We start from the raw sequence: 17,261 nt of genomic DNA, 5'->3' as shown, positions 1-17,261 counted from the left end.
TCGCCGCTGTCTTTAGTTTTCCTGCAACAACGGTTGCAAGGCTTTGTCGATGGCTTCCCGGGCCCGGAAAATCCGCGACCTCACAGTCCCCACCGGACATTGCATGACGCTCGCAATGTCTTCGTAACTCAGACCATCGAATTCACGTAAAGTTAACGCCGTACGCAAATCTTCTGGCAGTTGCTGAATAGTGCGATGGACGGTGCCTTCGATCTCGTCGCGCAGCAATGCACGCTCCGGCGACTCGAGATCTTTGAGGCCGTGATCACCATCGTAAAATTCTGCATCTTCTGAACTGACATCACTGTCTGGTGGGCGACGACCGCGTGACACCAGATAGTTTTTCGCCGTGTTAATGGCGATGCGGTACAGCCACGTGTAAAACGCACTGTCACCGCGGAAATTTCCAAGTGCACGGTAAGCCTTGATAAAGGCTTCCTGTGCAACGTCCTGCGCTTCATGGGTGTCGTGCACAAACCGCACGATCAACCCGAGAATTTTGTGCTGGTATTTCAGCACTAGCAGATCAAATGCTCGCTTATCACCGCGCTGTACGCGCTCGACCAGCTGCTGATCCTCTTCCTGGGTTAGCATGAACACTCCTCGTTGTACTTGAAGGAGGCTTGCATAACTAAACGATCAGGCTTGCAAACATAGACTCGGGCTTTTCGCAAAAGTTCTCCCCCTTCAAGCAAGTTTCCGGCATGCACTGATTTGGCACACACGAAAAACGCAGCACGGTCGGTGCCGGCTGCGCGAATAATCTTGTCGCCGGTTTCGTGACGCGTCCAATGCTCCCGACGGGCCAATAAACTCAACGTTTTCCCAGCTTTCGGGCAACCTGCTATTGAGTCGGGGCTCATGCAAAAAGTTCCCGTCCCGCCAACCGGCCGTTTCCCAAAGCTGCGCAGCATAATCTCACAATGCCACGAAGGCGTGGCTATTGTGCCGCTCCACCCCTCTATATACTAGTGGCCCGTGTGACCCTTTGATTCGCCGATCCAGGCGTCCTGTTTGCGCCCCCTCTGGATCGCTTTTTGCGGAATCCGTCAAATGAGCCAACAGTTTCAACACGATGTCCTGGTTATCGGTAGCGGCGCCGCCGGCTTGAGCCTGGCCCTGACGCTGCCCAGCCATTTGCGTATAGCGGTTTTGAGCAAAGGCGACCTGGCCAACGGCTCGACCTTCTGGGCCCAGGGCGGTGTCGCCGCAGTGCTGGACGACACCGACACCGTGCAATCCCACGTCGAAGACACCCTCAACGCCGGCGGCGGCCTGTGCAATGAAGACGCCGTGCGCTTCACCGTCGAGCACAGCCGGGAAGCCATCCAATGGTTGATCGACCAAGGTGTACCCTTCACCCGTGATGAACATGCCGGCAGCGACGACGGCGGCTTTGAGTTCCACCTGACCCGTGAAGGCGGCCACAGCCATCGCCGAATCATTCACGCCGCCGATGCCACCGGGGCTGCGATTTTCAAGACCCTGCTCGACCAGGCCCGCCAACGCCCCAACATCCAATTGCTGGAGCAGCGCGTCGCCGTCGACCTGATCACCGAAAAACGCCTGGGCCTGGCGGGCGAGCGCTGCCTGGGCGCCTACGTACTCAACCGCGCCAGCGGTGAAGTTGATACCTATGGCGCACGCTTCACCATTCTCGCCTCGGGCGGCGCCGCCAAGGTCTACCTCTATACCAGCAACCCCGACGGTGCCTGCGGCGACGGCATTGCGATGGCCTGGCGCTCGGGCTGCCGGGTCGCCAACCTGGAGTTCAACCAGTTCCACCCCACGTGCCTGTATCACCCGCAGGCCAAGAGCTTCCTGATCACCGAAGCCCTGCGCGGTGAAGGTGCGCATTTGAAGCTGCCCAATGGCGAGCGCTTCATGCAGCGCTTCGACCCACGCGCCGAGCTGGCGCCACGGGATATCGTCGCCCGCGCCATCGACCACGAAATGAAGCGCCTGGGTATCGACTGCGTGTACCTGGACATCAGCCACAAGCCCGAAGCCTTTATCAAGACCCACTTCCCGACGGTCTACGAACGCTGCCTGACTTTCAATATCGACATCACCAAGGGCCCGATCCCCGTGGTACCGGCCGCGCACTACACCTGCGGGGGCGTAATGGTCGACCAGCATGGCCGCACCGACGTGCCGGGCCTGTATGCCATCGGCGAAACCAGTTTCACCGGCCTGCACGGCGCCAACCGCATGGCCAGCAATTCACTGCTCGAATGCTTCGTGTATGCGCGCTCGGCGGCAGCGGACATTCTTGAGCAACTACCGCGCATCCCGGTACCGGCCGCCCTGCCCCGCTGGGACGCGAGCCAGGTTACCGATTCGGACGAAGACGTGATCATCGCCCACAACTGGGACGAGCTGCGGCGCTTCATGTGGGACTATGTGGGTATCGTGCGCACCAACAAGCGCCTGCAACGGGCGCAACATCGGGTGCGCTTGCTGCTGGATGAGATCGACGAGTTCTACAGCAACTATAAGGTCAGCCGCGACCTGATCGAATTGCGCAACCTGGCCCAAGTGGCCGAGCTGATGATTCGTTCAGCCATGGAACGCAAGGAAAGCCGCGGCCTGCATTACACCCTCGACTACCCTCAGATGCTGCCCGAAGCCCGGGACACTATCCTGGTGCCAACCACCTACGGCGGCTGAACTTCAGGCGTACCCGCAGGCGCCGATGCACATCGGCGGCCTGCGCATCCTTGGGCACGCAGATGGACCGCACTCGCCGTTCACCCTGCACCCGGTAACGCAACACCACGATCAGCGGCAACGCCAGGCTGTCGGGCCGCAGTTGCACAGAGTGCCACCCGCGTGCGGCGCTCCATAATTGCCAGCCATCGTCGTCACGGCGCAGGCCACGAATCGACGAACGGTGAGTGAGCAGGATTTGCCGCGGTAATATCCAGGCACAATGAGCCAGGCATAACAGGGTGCCAAGGCTTGAGTAAGGCAGGTTTAGAACCAGCAGGCTGCCCAACGCGATCAGTTGGGCAAGCACATAGGCCGCCAGCAACAGCCGCGAGGCCTGCCAGCGGCATTCGAAACGATTACTTGGGCTGGACACGATCCAGGATCATCCGAACCATGCGCTGCAGCTCCGGGTCTTCGGATTCGGCGCGCTCCATGAACCAGCCAAACATGTCCAGGTCTTCGCACGTGAGCAACCTGACGTAGAGGTCGCGGTCCACCTGATTGAGCGTCGCGTACACCTCTTTGGTGAAAGGCACCAGCAGCACATCCAGCTCCAGCATGCCGCGACGGCTGTGCCAGTAGAGGCGATTGATTTCTACATCTTCGACCATGGAGCCCTCCTAAATTAGAGCGCAAGTATACAGCCCCGACGACACCGGAACAGTCGGCTTTGGTCGACCGCGACGAAACTATGCATTTGCCGGACGCCCCTCTATGATGCACCCATGACTTTTTGACCTGCGATGACCCATGGCTGACTCCGCTTTTTTCTGCTCCCTGTCCCACGAAGGCGTTCTCGCCGTCCGCGGCTCCGATGCTGCCAAGTTCCTGCAGGGCCAACTGACCTGCAACCTCAATTACCTGACTGATACCCAGGCCAGCCTGGGCGCGCGCTGCACGCAAAAAGGCCGGATGCAGTCGAGCTTCCGCATCCTGCTACAGGGTGATGGCGTACTCCTGGCCATGGCCACCGAGTTGCTAGAGCCGCAGTTGGCGGATTTGAAAAAGTACGCGGTGTTCTCCAAGTCCAAGCTCACCGACGAAAGCGCTGCCTGGGCGCGCTTCGGCCTGGCTAACGCAGACGCGGCCTTGACCGCTCTGGGCCTGGAACTGCCGGTCGAGACCGACAGCGTGGCACGCAACGAGGCATTGATCGCCGTCCGCGTTTCCCCGGGCCGTGCCGAACTCTGGGTACCTGCCGAACACGCCGACACCGTGCGCAGCCAATTGGCCGCACAATTGCAGCAGGCTGACTTGAATGCGTGGCTGCTTGGCCAGATCCGTGCCGGTATCGGCCAGGTGATGCCCCAGACGCGCGAGCTGTTCATCCCGCAGATGCTCAACCTGCAAGCGGTGGGCGGCGTGAGTTTCAAGAAAGGCTGCTACACCGGCCAGGAAATCGTCGCGCGCATGCAGTACCTGGGCAAACTCAAGCGGCGCCTGTATCGCCTGAGCCTGGAAACAGCCGAACTCCCCGAGCCAGGTACTCCACTGTTTTCCCCCAGCCATAACAGCGCAATCGGCGAAGTGGTCATCGCCGCAAAAGCTGACCAGTCGATTGAACTTCTCGCGGTGCTGCAAGCCGAAGCTGCCGACAGTGGCGACGTGCGCTTGGGCACCTTGGAAGGCCCGGGCTTGCACCTGCTTGACCTGCCCTACCAACTGGACCGAGATCGCGAGATCCAGCGTTAATCGCCGTACTTTTTTGCAGCACCCTAGAGAGCATGAATGAACAAGCTGGCGGAAAAAGTCCAACAAGCGTTGGTAACGGCCATCGATAACGATGACCTGGTTCTGCCGACATTGCCGGAGGTGGCCCTGAAAATTCGCCAGGCCGCCGAAGACCCGGAGATCAGCATCAGCCACCTGAGCAAAGTGATCAGTCGTGACACGGCCCTGTCGGCGCGCCTGATCAAAGTGGTCAACAGCCCGTTGCTGCGGGCCAGCCAGGAAGTCACCGACCTACACACCGCCATCACCCGGCTCGGTACCAACTACAGCAGCAACCTGGCTATCGGCCTGGTGATGGAGCAGATCTTTCACGCCCGCTCCGAGGTGGTCGAACAGAAAATGCGCGACGTGTGGCGCCGCAGCCTGGAGGTGGCGGGCGTGAGCTACGCCTTGTGCCGTCGCCACAGCCAGCTCAAGCCAGACCAGGCGGCGCTGGGTGGCCTGGTGCATCAGATCGGCGTGCTGCCTATCCTCACGTATGCCGAGGACCATTATGAGCTGCTGGCCGACCCCGTCAGCCTCAACCACGTCATCGACAGCATCCACCCGGTGCTGGGGGACAAGCTGCTACGGGTGTGGGACTTCCCCGAGATGCTGGTGAACGTGCCAGGCCAATACCTGGACCTGACACGCGACGCTGCCAGCCTGGACTACGTCGACCTGGTGCAGGTCGCCGCGCTGTACTGCCACCGCGGCACCGACCATCCCCTGGGGAGCGCGCCGATTGCCACATTGCCGGCCCTCATGAAGTTACGCATAGACCTGCACAGCGACGCCCTGCGCAGCGAACTGGACGAAGCGCGCTCGATGTTTTACTGATCAACCCGCGATAAAACTCACGCGAACCTTAAGCCCCGCCAGCTCGCCATCATGCAGGCTGATCTGCGCCAGGTGCGCACGGCAAATCTCCCCGACAATCGCCAACCCCAAGCCCGAGCCCATGCCCTGCTGGCTGCGTCGATAAAAACGCTCGAACACCCGGTCCCGCTCATCCAGCGGGATACCGGGGCCGTCATCTTCCACCTCCAGCACCGCCGGGGCCGTCACCCGCAGAATCACATTGCCGCCGGGTGGCGTATGGGCCAAGGCGTTGTCCACCAAGTTGCTCAGCAACTCGTTGAGCAGCGTCGGTTCGCCACGCAGCCATACCGGCTCATCGGCCTCCAGCGCCAGCGCCACGCCCCGCGCGTGAGCCAGCGGCGCCATGGCCATACCGAGCTCACGGGCCAACTGGCTTAAATCGAGCAACTGCGCACCGCCTTCGGCAATGGCGCGGGCACCGTTTTCGATGCGGGCCAGGGACAACAACTGATTGGCCAGGTGCGTCAGGCGGTCGGTGCCCTGAGCGGCCGTTTCCAGGGTGCTGCGCCAGGTGGCCGGTTCTTCGGCGCGCAGGCCCAGCTCCAGCCTGGCTTTGAGCGCCGCCAACGGTGTGCGCAGCTCGTGGGCAGCGTCGGCAATAAACTGCGCCTGGCGCTCGAACTGCCCGCGCAGGCGTTCGGTGAAATGGTTGAGCGAGCGCACCAGTGGGCCGAACTCATCCTGAACTTCCACCAATGGCAGGGGCCGCAGGTCATCGGGCTGGCGCTCTTCTACCGCCGTGCGCAGGCGTTCCAGCGGGCGCAGGGCGGCGCTTACCGCGAACCACACCAGCAACAATGCGCCGATGGCGAGCATGCCCAGGCGCAGCAGGGTGTCAGCCATCAGGCTGCGGGCCATGGCCACCCGCGCTTCGTCGGTCTCCGCGACACGAATTTCGGCCATGCCATTCATGTTCGGTTCCGAGACGGCCTTGAGCAGGCTCACCACCCGTACATGCTGGCCCAGGTACATGGCGTTGTAGAACCGCGCCAAGGCTGGGTAATCGTCGGTGCGGGGCGTGCCGGGCGGCGGGCCGGGCAGGTTTTCGTAACCGGAAATCAGCTTCTGATCAATGTCATTGACCTGGTAATAAATGCGCCCGGCACTGTCGTAGGCAAAGGTGTCCAGGGCGACATAAGGCACATTGGCGCTGAGGGTGCCGTCCACCTGGGTCAAGCCGGCGGCAATGGTGCGCGCCGAGGCCAGCAGCGTACGGTCATAGGCGGTGTCGGCGGCTTCGCGGCCGTTCCAATAAGCGCTCATGCCGCTGGCGAGCATCAACAGCACCAGCAACAGCGCCAGGTTGCACAGCAAGCGCCAGCGCAGGCTGCTGGGCTTATGCATCACGGGCTTCCAGCAAATAGCCAAGGCCGCGGAAAGTGACGATGGCGATGGGCTGGCCATCGAGCTTTTTGCGCAGGCGATGCACGTAGATCTCGATGGCGTCGGGGCTGGCCTCCTCGTCCAGGCCAAATACCTGGGAAGCCAATTGTTCCTTGCTCATCACGCGACCCGGCCGGGCGATCAAGGCTTCGAGCACTGCTTGTTCTCGGGAGGTCAAGGTCATCAGTTCGCCCGCCACTGTGAAGCGCCGGGTATCGAGGTCGTACACCAACACACCGCAGGTCTGCTGGCGCTCGCCGCCCAACACGCTGCGCCGCAACAGTGCCTTGACCCGCGCTTCAAGTTCCGTAAGTTCAAACGGCTTGGCCAGGTAGTCATCGGCGCCCAGGTTCAGGCCGTGCACGCGGTCTTTTACATCACTACGAGCGGTCAGCATCAGCACCGGCAGGTTTTTTCCACGCGCCCGCAAACGCGCGAGCACCTCGAAGCCATCCAGGCGCGGCAACCCTACGTCCAGGATCGCCGCAGCGTATTCCTCGCTGCTCAAGGCCAGGTCCGCCGCCACGCCGTCATGCAACACATCAACGGTCAAGCCCATGCTCTTGAGCGCTTGGGCGACACTTTCGGCGAGCTGCAGATGGTCTTCAACCAGGAGGACACGCATGGATTTCTACCTCATTCAGGGGTGGTCGGCGCCACGCTTTGCCCGGCAGTTTACAGCCGCAACCTGGCCTGTGAAGCCCGAAAACATTGAAAGGCGATTGAAAGGTTAGTGAAAGCTTCGCCCTTTAGGATCTAACCACGGTGGTCTATGCCCGCCGAGTTGCCTGACCCGTAGCGCCCGAAAAACGCCTCGAAGCGTTTTCGCCAAAATAAGAACAATAACGGAGTACACCACGATGCTGTCGACCCAGCCACAGGCTTGCGCGCCTGTTCGCTCTTCCCGCCTGACCCATACCGCCCTCGCCAGTGCCGCCGCCCTTGCCGGCTTTGCGCCGCTCAGCCAGGCTGCCTTCTTCGAAGACAGTAGCGCAACCCTGGAAACCCGCAACATGTACTTCAACCGCGACTTTCGCGACGGTACCAGTGCGCAGCAATCCAAGCGCGACGAGTGGGCACAAGGCTTCATGCTCAATGTGCAATCGGGCTACACCGACGGCACCGTCGGCTTTGGCGTGGATGCGCTGGGCATGCTCGGCGTCAAGCTCGACTCCAGCCCCGACCGCACCGGCACCGGCCTGCTGCCGACCCACGATGACGGCCGCGCCGCCAACGAGTACGCCAAGCTGGGCCTGACCGGCAAAGTGAAAATCTCCGCCACTGAGCTTAAGATCGGCTCGCTGATCCCCGAACTGCCGATCCTCAAGCCCAACGACGGGCGCATCCTGCCGCAGACCTTCAACGGTGGCTTGATCACCTCCAAGGAATTCAAGAACCTGGTGTTCACCGGTGGCCGCCTGGACAAAGCCAAGGACCGCGACGACACCAACTACGAAGACATCGCGCTCAATAACAAGAACAGCCGCTTTCTCAGCGGTGCCACCGGCAAGCACTTCAACTTTGGTGGCGTCGACTACAAGTTCGCCGACAAGATCACCGGCAGCTACCACTTTGCCCAACTCGACGACGTTTACCGCCAGCACTTCCTCGGCATGGTCGCATCCCGCCCGATGGGCCCTGGCACCTTCGGCGCCGACCTGCGCCTGGCGATCAGTGATGACACCGGCTCGGCCCGCGGCGGCAATATCGACAACACGTCCCTCAACGGCCTGTTCAGCTACGCTCTCAATGGTCATAAGCTCAGCGCCGGCTACCAGCACATGTCCGGCGACAGCGCCTTCCCGTATGTGGATGGCAGTGACCCGTACCTGGTCAACTTCGTGCAGATCAACGATTTTGCCGGCGCCGAGGAACGCTCCTGGCAAGCACGCTACGACTACGATTTCGCCAAGCTGGGCATTCCGGGCTTGAGCTTCATGAGCCGTTACCTCTCGGGTGACAACATCAAGCTCAAGAACGGCGAGACCGGCAAGGAGTGGGAACGTAACAGCGAGATCAAGTACGTGGTGCAAAGCGGCACGTTCAAAGATGTAGCCGTGCGCCTGCGTAACGCCACCTATCGCTCCAACTATTCGGCCCGTGACGCAGATGAAATGCGCTTGCTGGTCAGCTACAGCGTCGCACTTTGGTAGTACCCCCCTCATAACAAAAACGATGGAGATCACCATGACCCTTTCACTGCGTAAATTTGCCCTCGCCGCCGGCTGCATGCTGTTCGCCGGCCAACTGCTGGCCGCCGACGAACCCAAGCGTCCGGAATGCATCGCCCCGGCCTCCCCTGGCGGTGGTTTTGACCTGACCTGCAAGCTGGCGCAAAGCGCGCTGGTGAACCAAAAGCTGCTGACCAAGCCGATGCGTGTGACCTACATGCCAGGCGGCGTGGGCGCGGTGGCCTACAACGCGGTCGTGGCCCAGCGCCCTGCGGACGCCGGCACCCTGGTCGCCTGGTCGAGCGGTTCGCTGTTGAACCTGGCCCAGGGCAAGTTCGGCCGTTTTGATGAAAGCGCCGTGCGCTGGTTGGCGGCAGTGGGCACTAGCTATGGCGCCATCGCGGTGAAAAGCGACTCGCCCTACAAGACCCTCGATGACTTGGTCAAAGCCTTGAAGAAAGACCCAGGCAGCGTAGTGATCGGCTCCGGCGGCACCGTCGGCAGCCAGGACTGGATGCAAACCGCGCTGATCGCCAAGGCCGCCGGGATCAACCCACGCGAGCTGCGTTACGTCGCCCTTGAGGGTGGCGGTGAAATCGCTACGGCCTTGCTGGGTGGCCACATCCAAGTGGGCAGTACCGACATCTCCGACTCCATGCCGCATATCCAGAGCGGCGACATGCGCCTGCTGGCGGTGTTCTCCGAGAAGCGCCTGGATGAGCCAGAGATGAAGGACATCCCGACCGCCAAAGAGCAAGGCTATGACATCGTCTGGCCGGTGGTGCGTGGCTTCTACCTCGGGCCAAAGGTCAGCGATGCCGACTACGCCTGGTGGAAAGACGCCTTCGACAAACTGCTGGCCTCCGAGGAGTTCGCCAAGCTGCGTGACCAGCGCGAGCTGTTCCCGTTCGCCATGACCGGCCAGGAGCTGGACACCTACGTGAAAAAGCAGGTGGCAGACTACAAAGTGCTGGCCAAAGAGTTCGGCCTGATCCAGTAAACGCCCCTCTCTTGTGTAATGCCCCTGTAGGAGCGAGCTTGCTCGCGAAGAACCCAAGGACATCCACGTGCGTCCAGACAGCACGCGTTATCGTTGACGTTTTTCGCGAGCAAGCTCGCTCCTACAAGAGGGGCCTTGGAGTTTTCTATGCTCTTACAACGCATTTTTGCCGCGGTGCTGTTACTGGCCTGTATCGGCCTGGCACTGATGGCCTGGCCGTATCAGGCGGCCTTTTCCTACGAGCCCGTGGGGCCCAGGGCCTTCCCACTGCTGCTGCTCGGGCTGATGGGCCTGGCGCTCATCTACATGATGATCCGCCCGCAGGCGACCAAACACACCGACGATGAACCCGCACTGGATCAACCCACGTTGATCAAGATCGGCATCTGTGTGGCCCTGTTGCTGGTGTTTGCCGGCACGTTCGAATCCTTGGGTTTCATTCTCAGCAGCATGCTGATCGGTATTCCGATGGCACGGCTGTACGGCGGCCGCTGGTGGCCCAGCGTGGTGATCATCACCTTGATGAGCGTCGGTCTTTATCTGCTGTTCGATAAAACCATGGACGTACCGTTGCCCCTCGGCCTGCTCGACGTTCTGGAGAACTGATATGGATACTTTTGGCTATTTGGGCCAGGGTTTCGGCATTGCGCTGAGCCCCTATAACCTGGTGACCGCGTTGTGCGGCACCCTGATCGGCACAGTGGTCGGCTTGCTGCCGGGCCTGGGCCCGATCAACGGCGTGGCGCTGTTGATCCCCATCGCCTTTGCCCTGGGCTTGCCGCCCGAGTCGGCGCTGATCCTGCTGGCAGCCGTGTACCTGGGCTGCGAATACGGTGGCCGCATCAGTTCGATTCTGCTGAACATCCCGGGCGAAGCGTCCACCGTGATGACCACCCTCGACGGCTACCCGATGGCCCGCAAAGGCCTGGCTGGCGTGGCACTGTCGTTGTCGGCCTGGAGTTCGTTCATCGGCGCGTTTATCGCCACCTGCGGCATGGTGCTGTTCGCCCCGCTGCTGGCCAAGTGGGCGATTGCTTTTGGCCCTGCGGAATATTTCGTGTTGATGGTGTTTGCGATTGTCTGCCTGGGCGGCATGGCCGGTGACAAACCGCTGAAAACTTTTGTGGCGGCGCTGATCGGCTTGTTCCTTTCCTGCGTGGGCATCGACGCCAACAGCGGTGTATACCGCTTTACCGGCGACAATATTCACCTGACCGACGGCATTCAGTTCGTGGTGCTGGTACTCGGGCTGTTCTCCATCAGCGAGATTCTGCTGCTGCTGGAAAAAACCCACCGTGGCCAGGAAGCAGTGAAAGCCACCGGGCGCATGATGTTCAACGTCAAGGAAGCCTTGTCGGTGCTCACCGTGAACCTGCGTTGCGGCGTGTCGGGCTTTATCATCGGCGTGTTGCCGGGTGCCGGTGCGACCATGGCGTCGGCCGTTGCCTACATGACCGAGAAACGCATCGCAGGCGCGAGCGGCAAGTTCGGCCAAGGCGACATGCGCGGCCTGGCCGCCCCTGAAACCGCGATTGGCGCATCGGTTTGCGGCGCCATGGTACCGATGCTGACCCTCGGCGTTCCGGGCTCGGGCACCACAGCGGTGATGATCGGCGCCCTGTCGCTCTACAACATCACTCCTGGCCCGCTGCTGTTCCAACAGCAACCGGACATTGTCTGGGGCCTGATCGCGTCGTTGTTCATTGCCAACATCATGCTGGTGGTGCTCAACATCCCGATGATCCGCATCTTCACCCGTATCCTCGCCGTGCCGAACTGGGCGCTGGTGCCGGTGATCGCCATCATCACCGCGATTGGCGTGTACGCCGTGCATGCCACCACCTTCGATCTGTTCCTGATGATCGCCATCGGCATCTTCGGCTACATCCTGCGCAAGCTGGACTTCCCGCTGTCGCCGCTGCTGCTGGGCTTTATCCTCGGCGGCCTGATGGAGCAGAACCTGCGCCGTGCGCTGTCGATCTCCAACGGTGCGCTGGAAATCCTGTGGTCGAGCCCGATCACCTTTGGCGTCTGGGTACTCACCGCAATCATGCTGCTTGTACCGCTGCTGCGTATCTGGCGTAAACGCGTGCAACAGCGTCGTGCCCTGGCCGATGTCTGAGGTCACCTTTAAACATTGGTGGGGAACACCGCTGGTCGGCCTGGCCGGCGGTTACCTGGCCAGCCTGGTGGGCTGGCCTTTGCCGTACATGGTCGGCTCGTTGCTGGCGATCATCCTGGTGCGGTGCCTCACGCCCTGGCAGTTGGCAGAGATTCCCGGCGGGCGCAAATGCGGCCAATGGGTGGTGGGCATCGGCATCGGCCTGCACTTCACCCCAGTGGTGATCGAGCAGGTGATGAGCCACTTCGGCTTGATCTTCTTCGGCGCACTGGTCACCAGCATGTCGAGCGTGGTGGGCGTGTGGTTGATGCGCCGCAGCGGTGAAGACCGCGCCACGGCGTTTTTTTCCAGCATGCCGGGCGGCTCCGGCGAGATGGTCAACCTCGGCGCACGCAATGGCGCGGTGCTCAGCCGGGTGGCGGCCGGGCAAAGCCTGCGGGTGCTGGTGGTGGTGCTGTGTGTGCCGGCGATCTTCAAGTATTTGCTCGGGGGCGGCGCGCCGCAGTTTCATCCGGCGCCCGTAGACTGGGCCTGGCTGGCCCTGCTGTTTCCGGTGGGTGCGCTGGTCGCCTGGGGCTGGCAACGCTTGCGCCAACCCAACCCCTGGTTGTTCGGACCACTGCTGGTGAGTGCGGTGGCGAGCGTGACCTGGGATTTGCACATCGGCCTGCCAGACGGCGGCAGCCAGATCGGCCAATGGTTGATCGGCAGCGGTTTGGGTTGCCACTTCAATCGGCAGTTCTTTCGTCGCGCGCCATCGTTCATGGGCCGCACCTTGATTGGCACGGCGTTGACCATGTTGCTGGCGACATTGGCGGCGGTGGGCTTGAGCGCCCTCACTCACCTCGACCTGCGATCACTGACCCTGGGCATGATGCCAGGCGGTATCGCTGAGATGAGCCTGACGGCTGAAACCCTGCAGCTGTCGGTGCCCTTGGTGACGGCGATGCAGGTGATGCGCCTGTTGTTCGTGCTGTTTTTGGCCGAGCCTTTGTTTCGGCACTGGAACCGTCAGCCAGACCCTCTCTAAACCCTCCCACATTCTGAATGTGCCAGGCCTCAGACCGGTGGCAAACGCCACTCGATGGGGGCCTCGCCATTCTGCTCAAGGAACTTGTTGGTCCGGCTGAAATGCCCGCAGCCCAGAAACCCACGATACGCCGACAACGGTGACGGATGCACCGACGTCAGCACCAGATGTTTGGTGGCATCGATGAGCTTCTGCTTGCTTTGAGCATGGGCGCCCCACAGCAGGAACACCAAGTGCGGCTGATGCTCGCTGACCACTTCGATAATTCGATCGGTAAAAAACTGCCAGCCCTTACCCGCATGGGCGTTGGCGTTGGCGCGCTCCACGGTCATGGTGGTGTTGAGCATCAGCACGCCCTGGTCGGCCCAGCTTTGCAGGTAGCCGTGGTTGGGGATGTCGATGTTCAGGTCGCGCTTGAGCTCTTTATAGATATTGACCAGCGACGGCGGCGCCGGCACGCCCGGTTGTACCGAGAAGCACAGGCCGTGGGCCTGGCCAGGGCCGTGGTAAGGGTCCTGGCCGAGGATCACCACCTTGACCTTGTCCAGGGGCGTGGAATTAAGGGCATTGAAAATCAACGGGCCGGGCGGGTAGATCTCTTTGCCAGCGGCATGTTCCTGGCGCAAAAACTCGCGCAATTGCGCCATGTAGGGCTTCTCGAACTCATCGCGCAGAGCGTGTTTCCAGCTGGGTTCGAGTTTGATACGGTCGCCATCGGTCATAGTTGAATTGTCTTGTAAAAAAGAATGAGGCGAACCCTAGGAAAGCCGACCCCGCTTGTCAATTGATCTGACACAGCACCGGCACTTTCCCACGAAGGGATCATACTCATCCTTCACCTTCTCGATTGAGGTCACGATGAACCTGCATTTCGAAGAACTGACCGGCAGTGGCGGCGCTCGCATCGGCATCGCCAGCCTGGATGCGCCAAAGTCCCTCAATGCCCTCTCCCTGCCGATGATCCTGGCCCTGGATGAGCGCATGGAGGCTTGGGCCAAAGACCCGCAGATCGTCTGCGTGCTGCTGCGCGGCAACGGCCCCAAAGCCTTTTGCGCCGGTGGCGAAGTGCGCAGCCTGGCCCAGGCATGCCGTGAGCAGCCCGGCGAAGTTCCGGCTCTGGCCGCGCAGTTTTTTGCCGCTGAATATCGCCTTGACTACCGCCTGCATACCTACCCAAAGCCGTTGATCTGCTGGGGCCACGGTTATGTGTTGGGCGGTGGCATGGGCCTGTTGCAAAGCGCCGCCGTGCGTATCGTCACACCGAGCAGTCGTTTGGCCATGCCCGAGATCAGCATTGGCTTGTACCCGGATGTGGGTGCCAGTTGGTTCCTGTCGCGCTTGCCAGGCAAGCTCGGCCTGTTCCTAGGCCTGACCGGCGCCCATATCAACGGTCGCGACGCGCTGGACTTGGGCCTGGCCGATCGCTTCCTGCGCGATGACCAGCAAGACGATCTGCTTGATGGCCTGCTGCAGCTGAACTGGCAGGAACAGAGCGCGATGCAACTCAACAGCTTGCTCAAGGCCCTGGCGCAGGAGGCAATCGGCGATCAACCCGAAGCGCAATGGCTACCGCGCCGCGCACAGATCGACGAATGGCTGGATGTAGGAGATGTGCACTGTGCCTGGCGTGCCTTGAGCCTGCTGCGCGACCACAGCGACCCGCTATTGAGCCGGGCCGGCAAAACCCTCAGTGAGGGCTGCCCGCTGACGGCGCACCTGGTGTGGGAACAGCTCCAGCGTGCCCGTCACCTCTCATTGGCCCAGGTGTTCGAGATGGAATACACCCTGAGCCTCAATTGCTGCCGTCATCCGGAGTTCGCCGAAGGGGTTCGGGCGCGCCTGATCGACAAAGACCAGACGCCTCATTGGCATTGGCCGGATATCAACACACTGCCGGAAGCGGTGGTGCAGGCGCACTTTGACAAGGCCTGGGAAGGTAGGAATCCTCTGGCAGATTTATCTGACTACTGACAGGTCTGTACGCTTGTCGTTGACCTTGAAAGCGCAATTGTCCGGCTGGCTGTCCACGCACGTATACACCGGCAACTCGAACGCATCGGGCTGCAGCTCCCAATACAAGGTGCTGGTCAACGACATGTTGATAACTTCATTGCCCTTGCGTGGCCTCAACGCTACCACCCCGTTCCGACTGGTGCGGTAGATACACTTGTCCATGTAGCCGTTTCCTCTCTCCTCGCCCTCGCCCGGCATGAACACTGCGCCAATGAATCCGTCGATAACACCACGAAACGCAACCCTCGGGCTTTGCCAGCGCAGGCCATGGTCCTTGGCGCGATAATGGCCGTCGGCGTATGCGATCTGCGTCGTATAAGGACAGCCCTGCTCTGCTCTTGCCGGTGCAATGACGTAGCTCATCAGCAGTAGCACGCAAATCAATTGTTTGAACATAGGGGTTCCATCTGCTCAGTCTCACCACGCCAAAGCACTCGGCTCTGCGCTAGTGAAGTACAGCTAGCACCTCAAAGATAGCTGTTAAATCTGACAGTACGGACGTACGGTACCCATAAAAAGCGGCGCATGATGCGCCGCTTGTTTTTCAAGATATTTAACGGTGCCCGCCGCGGCCACCTCCGTGGTCGGAACCACGTCCACGCCCGCCATTGCCCCAGCGGTCGCCCCACCCCTGGTTTGGGTAGGGCCGGTAGCCGGCACGCGGGTAATAGCGCGGGGCTGGTTGGTAGTAGCGCGGCGCCGAATAGTAGCGAGGCTGTGGCGCATAGTAACGGGGCGCTGGCGCGTAATAGCTGCGCCCGGAAGGGTAATAACGCGGGCCGCCGTAGTAGTAGGCTGGCGCCGGTGCGGTGTAGACCTCGGAGCGATAGTAGGTAGCGCCTCCATCGTAGTAGGGCACGCAGGCTGAAAGGGTCAGGCCGAGCAAAGCGATGAGCAGCAGTCGTCGATACATGGCGGCCTCCTGGACCGCGGAAGAGCTCCTCCAGCGACGCTGGCGAGCGGCATTCAGCTTTCACTGAATGACGAAACATCTGACATCAAAAACGGAATCTGGTGCGTTCACGACACAAGTGGAAACATCTGTTTCAGACGAAGTGAAGCCCCGCCAAAGAGCCATCATGATGGAATGCCGCGCAGCCGCGCTGTATCGTGCAACAACTAACGCGCCCTACCCGATTCCCTTCTGAACCGACCCATGACCACACCGACCCTCTGCCCCGCCTGCGGTGCCCGCAACGACTGCTCCCTGGCCGATCCGCGCACGGCCGATCAGGCCTGCTGGTGCTACGGCGTCACCATCGACCCGGCGGTGCTTGAAGCCCTGCCGGATGAACTGCGCAATAAAGCCTGCCTGTGCCCGCGCTGCGCCCAAGTGGACGAACAGTTGCGTACACGCCATGCGCGTTGATCGCTTCCTCAGCAACCTGCCACAGTTCAATCGCAAGCAAGTGCGCCTGTTGCTGGTGGAGCGTCGGGTGACCGTCGAGGGCGTTGCGGTCAGCGATCCGCACCATGACGTACGGGAATTCAGCCAGGTCTGCGTGGACGGTGAAATCCTGCAAGCGGGCAAGCCGGCGCGTTATTTCATGCTGCACAAACCTCAGGGTTGCGTCAGCGCCACATCAGACCCGCAACACCCCACGGTCCTGGACCTGCTGGACGAACCGGACAAAGCCGACCTGCATATCGCCGGGCGCCTGGATTTCAACACCACAGGCCTCATGCTGATCACCAACGACGGCCAATGGTCACGGCGCCTCACCCAACCGCAGACCAAGTTGCCCAAGGTGTACCACGTGCACACCGAACAAGACATCGGCCCGCAGTACGCGCAGACGTTCGCGGCAGGGGTGTATTTCGCTTTTGAAGATCTCACTACCCAACCTGCCGAACTTGAACTGCTAAGCCCTAGAACGGCCCGGTTGAGCATCATCGAAGGCCGCTATCATCAGGTGAAGCGCATGTTCGGGCATTTTGATAACAAGGTGACCGGCCTGCACCGCGAGCGAATGGGCCCCTTGGTGCTGGATACGTCGCTTGCACCGGGCCAGTATCGGGCACTGACTGACGACGAAATCCGACAAGTCTGACGACCGTTCAGCCGGTGATGGCAAAAAACCAGCCGCTTGCCTTGCGACCTGCCTTCGGTGCTGCTTGAATCAAGGCGTCAGCCAGATGATGACTGACGAGTCGCCCTATAACCTCCAAGAAACACCTTGCCTCGCCCGCGCCTGATCTTCGGGCCCTCCCGGCAAACCGCCCGCCATAACAACACCC

General features: G+C 61.3%; 19 protein-coding genes. 11 read left to right on the top strand and 8 right to left on the bottom strand.

Going from position 1 to position 17,261, the window contains the following annotated elements:
- Positions 1 to 12 precede the first annotated feature (12 nt).
- The gene (gene rpoE / locus N2A98_RS07315) at positions 13 to 594 is read right to left on the bottom strand and encodes an RNA polymerase sigma factor RpoE (RefSeq protein ID WP_003172477.1); all 582 of its coding nucleotides are present in this window, start codon (positions 592 to 594) and stop codon (positions 13 to 15) included.
- Positions 595 to 1,053: 459 nt separating this feature from the next.
- Between rpoE and nadB the strand changes: the two genes are divergently transcribed.
- Positions 1,054 to 2,670, top strand: coding sequence for an L-aspartate oxidase (gene nadB, locus N2A98_RS07310; protein WP_047710299.1), 1,617 nt, complete (start codon positions 1,054 to 1,056; stop codon positions 2,668 to 2,670).
- Here the strand turns inward: nadB and N2A98_RS07305 are convergent.
- Both N2A98_RS07305 and N2A98_RS07300 read right to left on the bottom strand, forming a co-directional pair.
- Entirely contained in the window at positions 2,639 to 3,085 is a 447-nt protein-coding gene (locus N2A98_RS07305; RefSeq protein ID WP_044272797.1) for a protein YgfX, read from the bottom strand. The genes nadB and N2A98_RS07305 overlap by 32 nt on opposite strands.
- Complete coding sequence (locus tag N2A98_RS07300; protein ID WP_044272796.1) at positions 3,069 to 3,323, bottom strand: succinate dehydrogenase assembly factor 2; 255 nt, start codon at positions 3,321 to 3,323, stop codon at positions 3,069 to 3,071. Before N2A98_RS07300 ends, N2A98_RS07305 begins: the two co-directional genes overlap by 17 nt.
- A gap of 139 nt (positions 3,324 to 3,462) precedes the next feature.
- Between N2A98_RS07300 and N2A98_RS07295 the strand changes: the two genes are divergently transcribed.
- Both N2A98_RS07295 and N2A98_RS07290 read left to right on the top strand, forming a co-directional pair.
- Complete coding sequence (locus N2A98_RS07295; protein WP_275623202.1) at positions 3,463 to 4,404, top strand: folate-binding protein YgfZ; 942 nt, start codon at positions 3,463 to 3,465, stop codon at positions 4,402 to 4,404.
- A 36-nt stretch (positions 4,405 to 4,440) separates the two neighbouring features.
- Positions 4,441 to 5,262, top strand: coding sequence for an HDOD domain-containing protein (locus tag N2A98_RS07290; protein WP_275623201.1), 822 nt, complete (start codon positions 4,441 to 4,443; stop codon positions 5,260 to 5,262).
- Here the strand turns inward: N2A98_RS07290 and N2A98_RS07285 are convergent, their stop codons facing one another.
- Positions 5,263 to 6,648 (bottom strand): sensor histidine kinase, encoded by a 1,386-nt coding sequence (locus tag N2A98_RS07285; protein ID WP_003189439.1) that lies wholly within the window; start codon positions 6,646 to 6,648, stop codon positions 5,263 to 5,265.
- Entirely contained in the window at positions 6,641 to 7,312 is a 672-nt protein-coding gene (locus N2A98_RS07280) for a response regulator (protein WP_044272794.1), read from the bottom strand. Before N2A98_RS07280 ends, N2A98_RS07285 begins: the two co-directional genes overlap by 8 nt.
- 235 nt (positions 7,313 to 7,547) lie before the next feature.
- Between N2A98_RS07280 and N2A98_RS07275 the strand changes: the two genes are divergently transcribed.
- From N2A98_RS07275 to N2A98_RS07255, 5 genes are all read left to right on the top strand, one after another.
- A complete protein-coding gene (locus N2A98_RS07275; protein ID WP_044272793.1) occupies positions 7,548 to 8,840 on the top strand; it encodes an OprD family porin in 1,293 nt (430 codons plus the stop codon).
- 28 nt (positions 8,841 to 8,868) lie between these two features.
- The gene (locus N2A98_RS07270) at positions 8,869 to 9,858 is read left to right on the top strand and encodes a tripartite tricarboxylate transporter substrate binding protein (RefSeq protein WP_169918518.1); all 990 of its coding nucleotides are present in this window, start codon (positions 8,869 to 8,871) and stop codon (positions 9,856 to 9,858) included.
- A gap of 147 nt (positions 9,859 to 10,005) precedes the next feature.
- A complete protein-coding gene (locus N2A98_RS07265) occupies positions 10,006 to 10,464 on the top strand; it encodes a tripartite tricarboxylate transporter TctB family protein (RefSeq protein ID WP_056790511.1) in 459 nt (152 codons plus the stop codon).
- A gap of 1 nt (position 10,465) precedes the next feature.
- Positions 10,466 to 11,980, top strand: a complete 1,515-nt coding sequence (locus N2A98_RS07260; protein WP_047710295.1) for a tripartite tricarboxylate transporter permease — start codon at positions 10,466 to 10,468, stop codon at positions 11,978 to 11,980.
- A complete protein-coding gene (locus tag N2A98_RS07255; RefSeq protein WP_044272790.1) occupies positions 11,973 to 13,010 on the top strand; it encodes an AbrB family transcriptional regulator in 1,038 nt (345 codons plus the stop codon). The genes N2A98_RS07260 and N2A98_RS07255 overlap by 8 nt, the downstream gene beginning before the upstream one ends.
- Before the next feature lie 29 nt (positions 13,011 to 13,039).
- On the opposite strand, the gene ung is transcribed toward N2A98_RS07255, so the two are convergent.
- Complete coding sequence (ung, locus tag N2A98_RS07250) at positions 13,040 to 13,732, bottom strand: uracil-DNA glycosylase (protein WP_003189424.1); 693 nt, start codon at positions 13,730 to 13,732, stop codon at positions 13,040 to 13,042.
- A gap of 136 nt (positions 13,733 to 13,868) precedes the next feature.
- Between ung and N2A98_RS07245 the strand changes: the two genes are divergently transcribed.
- Positions 13,869 to 14,981: an enoyl-CoA hydratase/isomerase family protein gene (locus N2A98_RS07245; protein WP_275623200.1), complete on the top strand. Its 1,113-nt coding sequence runs from the start codon at positions 13,869 to 13,871 to the stop codon at positions 14,979 to 14,981.
- Here the strand turns inward: N2A98_RS07245 and N2A98_RS07240 are convergent.
- Complete coding sequence (locus N2A98_RS07240) at positions 14,967 to 15,419, bottom strand: DUF3757 domain-containing protein (protein ID WP_044272787.1); 453 nt, start codon at positions 15,417 to 15,419, stop codon at positions 14,967 to 14,969. The two genes, N2A98_RS07245 and N2A98_RS07240, sit on opposite strands and share 15 nt — an antisense overlap.
- Before the next feature lie 157 nt (positions 15,420 to 15,576).
- A complete protein-coding gene (locus N2A98_RS07235) occupies positions 15,577 to 15,936 on the bottom strand; it encodes a hypothetical protein (protein ID WP_019818497.1) in 360 nt (119 codons plus the stop codon).
- Positions 15,937 to 16,179: 243 nt separating this feature from the next.
- Here N2A98_RS07235 and N2A98_RS07230 point away from each other — a divergent pair, with 243 nt between their 5' ends.
- Together N2A98_RS07230 and N2A98_RS07225 are read left to right on the top strand one after the other, a co-directional pair.
- Complete coding sequence (locus N2A98_RS07230) at positions 16,180 to 16,392, top strand: cysteine-rich CWC family protein (protein ID WP_275623199.1); 213 nt, start codon at positions 16,180 to 16,182, stop codon at positions 16,390 to 16,392.
- On the top strand, positions 16,382 to 17,074 hold the full coding sequence (locus N2A98_RS07225) for a pseudouridine synthase (RefSeq protein ID WP_275623198.1): 693 nt from the start codon (positions 16,382 to 16,384) through the stop codon (positions 17,072 to 17,074). Before N2A98_RS07230 ends, N2A98_RS07225 begins: the two co-directional genes overlap by 11 nt.
- The last annotated feature ends 187 nt before the right edge of the window (positions 17,075 to 17,261 follow it).

Source organism: Pseudomonas sp. FJ2-5-13 (assembly GCF_029201605.1).
GTDB classification, from domain to species: Bacteria; Pseudomonadota; Gammaproteobacteria; order Pseudomonadales; family Pseudomonadaceae; genus Aquipseudomonas; species Aquipseudomonas lactis.
This window is presented reverse-complemented; position numbering and strand designations above follow the sequence as displayed.

Bases quoted from the DNA above. Each gene is read 5' to 3' on its own strand.
- N2A98_RS07225 (WP_275623198.1), top strand. From the start codon at position 16,382: ATGCGCGTTGATCGCTTCCTCAGCAACCTGCCACAGTTCAATCGCAAG.
- N2A98_RS07245 (WP_275623200.1), top strand. From the start codon at position 13,869: ATGAACCTGCATTTCGAAGAACTGACCGGCAGTGGCGGCGCTCGCATC.
- N2A98_RS07300 (WP_044272796.1), bottom strand. From the start codon at position 3,323: ATGGTCGAAGATGTAGAAATCAATCGCCTCTACTGGCACAGCCGTCGC.
- nadB (WP_047710299.1), top strand. From the start codon at position 1,054: ATGAGCCAACAGTTTCAACACGATGTCCTGGTTATCGGTAGCGGCGCC.
- N2A98_RS07265 (WP_056790511.1), top strand. From the start codon at position 10,006: ATGCTCTTACAACGCATTTTTGCCGCGGTGCTGTTACTGGCCTGTATC.
- N2A98_RS07295 (WP_275623202.1), top strand. From the start codon at position 3,463: ATGGCTGACTCCGCTTTTTTCTGCTCCCTGTCCCACGAAGGCGTTCTC.
- N2A98_RS07230 (WP_275623199.1), top strand. From the start codon at position 16,180: ATGACCACACCGACCCTCTGCCCCGCCTGCGGTGCCCGCAACGACTGC.
- rpoE (WP_003172477.1), bottom strand. From the start codon at position 594: ATGCTAACCCAGGAAGAGGATCAGCAGCTGGTCGAGCGCGTACAGCGC.
- N2A98_RS07235 (WP_019818497.1), bottom strand. From the start codon at position 15,936: ATGTATCGACGACTGCTGCTCATCGCTTTGCTCGGCCTGACCCTTTCA.
- N2A98_RS07275 (WP_044272793.1), top strand. From the start codon at position 7,548: ATGCTGTCGACCCAGCCACAGGCTTGCGCGCCTGTTCGCTCTTCCCGC.
- N2A98_RS07240 (WP_044272787.1), bottom strand. From the start codon at position 15,419: ATGTTCAAACAATTGATTTGCGTGCTACTGCTGATGAGCTACGTCATT.
- N2A98_RS07280 (WP_044272794.1), bottom strand. From the start codon at position 7,312: ATGCGTGTCCTCCTGGTTGAAGACCATCTGCAGCTCGCCGAAAGTGTC.
- ung (WP_003189424.1), bottom strand. From the start codon at position 13,732: ATGACCGATGGCGACCGTATCAAACTCGAACCCAGCTGGAAACACGCT.
- N2A98_RS07290 (WP_275623201.1), top strand. From the start codon at position 4,441: ATGAACAAGCTGGCGGAAAAAGTCCAACAAGCGTTGGTAACGGCCATC.
- N2A98_RS07285 (WP_003189439.1), bottom strand. From the start codon at position 6,648: ATGCATAAGCCCAGCAGCCTGCGCTGGCGCTTGCTGTGCAACCTGGCG.
- N2A98_RS07255 (WP_044272790.1), top strand. From the start codon at position 11,973: ATGTCTGAGGTCACCTTTAAACATTGGTGGGGAACACCGCTGGTCGGC.
- N2A98_RS07260 (WP_047710295.1), top strand. From the start codon at position 10,466: ATGGATACTTTTGGCTATTTGGGCCAGGGTTTCGGCATTGCGCTGAGC.